The organism is Mesorhizobium sp. M7A.F.Ca.AU.002.02.1.1 (genome assembly GCF_003998535.1).
Taxonomy (GTDB): Bacteria; Pseudomonadota; Alphaproteobacteria; order Rhizobiales; family Rhizobiaceae; genus Mesorhizobium; species Mesorhizobium ciceri.
In genome coordinates this window covers 1-4184 of sequence record NZ_RZPB01000550.1, presented here as the reverse complement: position 1 = coordinate 4184, position 4184 = coordinate 1, and the positions used below count along the sequence as shown (strand labels likewise).

Below are 4184 nucleotides of genomic sequence, written 5' to 3'. Positions count from 1 at the left end.
GACATCATGAGCAAGCTCGGCATCGGTTTTACTGGCTTCGTCGTTCATGCGATATTTCCAGCGGATTGAAACGGGAACTGGTGTTTCCCATCATATAGCGATGAGACGAAGCGGATCGACCCCTTTTCGCTATCACCTGGACAGGAGCAGACGATGAACACACTTCGCACCGCCATGCTTCTTGCCGCGATGACCGCGCTGTTCATGGGCGTCGGCTTTTTGATCGGCGGAACCGGCGGCATGATGATCGCGCTGCTGATCGCCGCCGGCACCAATCTGTTCAGCTACTGGAATGCCGACAAGATGGTGCTGTCGATGAACCGTGCCGTCGAGGTCGACGAGAAGAACGCGCCCGAATATTACGCCATCGTCCAGTCGCTCGCCAAACAGGCCGGCCTGCCCATGCCGAAGACCTACCTGATCGACAATCCGCAGCCGAACGCCTTTGCCACCGGCCGCAACCCGCAGAACGCGGCGGTCGCTGCCTCCACCGGCCTGTTGCAGGCGCTGACGCCTGAAGAGGTCGCAGCCGTCATGGCGCACGAACTCGCCCATGTGCAGCACCGCGACACGCTGACCATGACGATCGTCGCCACCTTTGCCGGTGCCATTTCGATGCTCGGCAATTTCGCCTTCTTTTTCAGTGGCAATCGCGACAACAATCCGTTCGGCTTTGTCGGCGTGCTGGCGGCGATGATCGTAGCGCCCTTTGCCGCGATGGTCGTGCAGATGGCGGTCAGCCGCACCCGCGAATACGAGGCCGACCGACGTGGCGCCGAAATCTGTGGACACCCGCTCTGGCTGGCATCGGCGCTTGACAAGATCGCCCGCGGCGCCGAACGCATCCGCAACCCCGATGCCGAGCGCAATCCCGCGACCGCGCATCTCTTCATCATCAATCCCCTTCACGGCGAGCGCATGGACAGCCTGTTCTCCACCCACCCCGCCACTGAGAACCGCATTGCAGCCTTGCAGGCGATGGCGCGCGACATGGCCGGCAGCGAAACCCGGGCTGCACCGCGCCAGGCCCCAACGCCACGCCAGGCGGACGAACTGCGGCCATCCGGCCCGTGGGATCAGACAGCACGGCCCGAGCAGCCGGCGGAGCCCGCCAAGCCCAAATCCAACCCATGGGGTCGCAATCCGACCGGGCCCAGGGGCCGGTGGTCGTGAGCGTGGCGGACAGAGGACCTCGACGCACGGTTTCAGGTGATCAGGAACACAGGGACGGCGGCGACTTCGTCGCCGGTCTCGCCGCGCGCAAGGCAGCGGCCCGCCTGCTGGCCGCCGTCATCGATGCCAGGACACCGCTTGACGGGCTGACCGATCACGAGAACGGCCACCCGCAATACAAGGCGCTCGATTTGCGCGATCGCGGCCTTGTCCGCGCCATTCTGGTCACCGCGCTGCGCTATCGCATGACCATATCGGGGCTCTTGGCGCGGCGCCTGGAAAAGCCGCTGCCGCCCAATGCCACGGCGCTGTCGCACATATTGCATGTGGCGGCCGCACAGATCCTGTTCCTCGATATTCCCGACAGCGCCGCCGTCGACATTGCGGTGACCCATGCCAAGTCCGATCCGCGCACGGTGCGGTTCTCCGGCCTCGTCAATGGCGTGCTGCGCACACTGGCACGGGCCAAGGAAACGGAATTGCCTGCCGCCCTTGCCGCCACCGACGAGGCGCCCGAATGGTTTTCCGACAGGCTGAAGACTACCTACGGCAACGAAAAGGCCAGACAGATCCTCGAAGCGCACCGCGTTGAGGCGCCGGTCGACTTCTCGGTCAAGGCCGATCCCGGACTCTGGGCCGAAAAACTCGGCGGCATCGTCCTGCCGACCGGCACGGTGCGGGTCGAGAATCTTGTCGGTCCTGTCACCGAATTGCCTGGCTTTGCCGAGGGCGCCTGGTGGGTCCAGGACGCCGCGGCCAGCCTGCCCGCCCGACTGTTCGGCGATGTCACGGGATTGCGGGTTGCCGATCTCTGCGCCGCGCCCGGCGGCAAGACCGCGCAGCTGATCGTTGCCGGCGCGAAGGTCACCGCCGTCGACACGTCAAAAAACCGGCTTGCGCGGCTGACGCAGAATCTCGAGCGCCTCGGCCTGTCCGCCGAGATCGTCCAGGCCGACCTGCTCAAATTCGAGCCGAAGGAATTGTTCGACGCCGTTCTCCTCGACGCGCCCTGCTCGTCGACCGGCACGGTGCGGCGGCACCCCGACGTGCCATGGACCAAGACTTCTGCCGATGTCGAAAAACTGGCCGACCTGCAGCGCAGGCTGCTCGCCCGCACTGTGACGCTGGTGAAGCCCGGCGGCAGGATCGTCTTTTCCAACTGTTCGCTCGATCCGCTCGAAGGCGAGGATCTCTGTCGCGCCTTTCTCGCCGGCACGCCTGAAATCACCAATGATCCGCTGCTGCAAGGCGAGATCGCCGGCATCGCTCCATTCCTGACGCCGCAAGGCACGCTGCGCACCACGCCCGCCGACCTGGACCTCGGCGCGCCGGAACGCTCAGGCCTCGACGGCTTCTTCGCCGCTCGCATGCGGCGAGCCGGCTAGGGCTTGAACTGCCGGATTTGCTGCCTTTTTTAGGCAGGACCGGGGGCAGAAGCAGGTGAACCGGCCCGGGCTCGTGGAATTCGCCTTCGCACGAATCGTGCAATCATGTAGACTCGGCGCCGGGGTAGAGGACGATCAGGAGGGGTTTTGGCACTGGCTGCCAGCAGCACGACGCGTCTGTGGACGCTTGTCGCGAAGGAGTTCTGGCGCAAAACGCGCCGGCGCCTGCGCGCCGGGCCTGTCTATCGCTGGCGCTATTCCGGCCGCACGCCGGAACGTGTGCTGATCGCACCGCCGGACCTGCGCCTCGCCGACCCGCAGATCGCACTCGAGATCTATTACGGCCGCTATCCCCTGTCGGGGCATCTGGTCGAGACCGGCGGCAAGTCGCCTTTCCAGATCAACGTGCCCAATCACGGGTGGCAGAAGACGCTGCACGGCTTTCGCTGGCTGCGCCATATGCGCGCCGCCGGCACGGAGCTTGCCGCTGCCAATGCCCGCGCCCTGGTCTCCGATTGGATCACCATGCATGGCAGCCATATTTCCGGCATCGCCTGGGAGCCCGGCACGACGGCCAAGCGCATCATCGCCTGGTTGCAGCACTCCTCGGTCGTATTGCAGGGCGCCGAGTTCCCTTTCTACCGCGCCTTCCTGAAGTCGGTTGCCATGCAGATCCGCTATCTCAGGTCGATGGCGCGCGAAATGCCCGACGGCAAGGACAGGCTGCGGGCCCGCATCGCGCTCGCCTTCGCTGCCTTGTCCCTGCCGGCGCCGGCATCGGCGCTGCGTGGCGCGACCCGCAACCTTGCCGAGGAACTCGACCGCCAGATCCTCGCCGATGGCGGGCACATTTCGCGCAATCCGATGGTCGTCCTGGAAATCCTCGCCGACCTTCTGCCGCTGCGCCAGACCTATGCCAACCAGGCGGAAACGCCGCCGCAGGCGCTGATCGGCGCCATCGACCGCATGCTGCCGGCGCTGCGCTTCTTCCGCCATCAGGATGGCAGCCTCGCCCGCTTCAACGGCATGGGCGCCACCATCCACGACCGCATCGCCACCATCCTGCGCCACGACGACACCGCTGGCGCGCCGCTGCTGCATGCGCCGCATTCCGGCTATGAGCGCCTGTCTATGGGCGGCACCACGGTCATCGCCGACACCGGCCCGCCGCCGCCGGTCGACGTGTCCAATGCCGCACATGCCAGCTGCCTTGCCTTCGAACTGTCGTCCGGGCGCCAGCACTACATCGTCAATGCCGGCATCGACACCTACGGCGCGGCTGAATTCCGGCCGCTGGCGCGCGCCACCGCCGCGCACTCGACCGCCACCATCAACGACACCTCGTCGGCGCGCTTCAGCCACTCGTTGCGCGTCAACGACCTGCTCGGTTCGCCGTTGATCGGCGGCCCGCAGCATGTGCAGTGCAAGCGCACCGATCAGAAAGGCGTTCAGGGTTTCATCGCCCGCCATGACGGCTATGTCGCGCGCTTTGGTTTCCTGCATGAGCGCGAGCTGAAGCTGTCGTCGAACGGCAATGTGCTGGCCGGCCGGGACCGCTTCCAGCGCCCCGGCAGTGCCGCGATCCGCAACAATGGCCGCGACTTCGTCACCGTCCGCTTCCACGTT

Annotated in this window: 3 protein-coding genes; all 3 read left to right on the top strand. The window is 65.8% G+C overall.

Features of this window, described 5'->3' with window-relative positions; translation table 11 throughout:
• Positions 1 to 153: 153 nt before the first annotated feature.
• Positions 154 to 1173 carry a zinc metalloprotease HtpX gene (gene htpX, locus EN879_RS26445; RefSeq protein ID WP_024504208.1) on the top strand — a complete coding sequence of 340 codons (1020 nt, stop codon included), beginning with the start codon at positions 154 to 156 and terminating at the stop codon, positions 1171 to 1173.
• Positions 1131 to 2558 carry an RsmB/NOP family class I SAM-dependent RNA methyltransferase gene (locus EN879_RS26440; protein WP_063169464.1) on the top strand — a complete coding sequence of 476 codons (1428 nt, stop codon included), beginning with the start codon at positions 1131 to 1133 and terminating at the stop codon, positions 2556 to 2558. The genes htpX and EN879_RS26440 overlap by 43 nt, the downstream gene beginning before the upstream one ends.
• 147 nt (positions 2559 to 2705) lie before the next feature.
• On the top strand, positions 2706 to 4184 hold a 1479-nt coding region (locus EN879_RS26435; protein ID WP_127274336.1), incomplete at its 3' end, for a heparinase II/III family protein.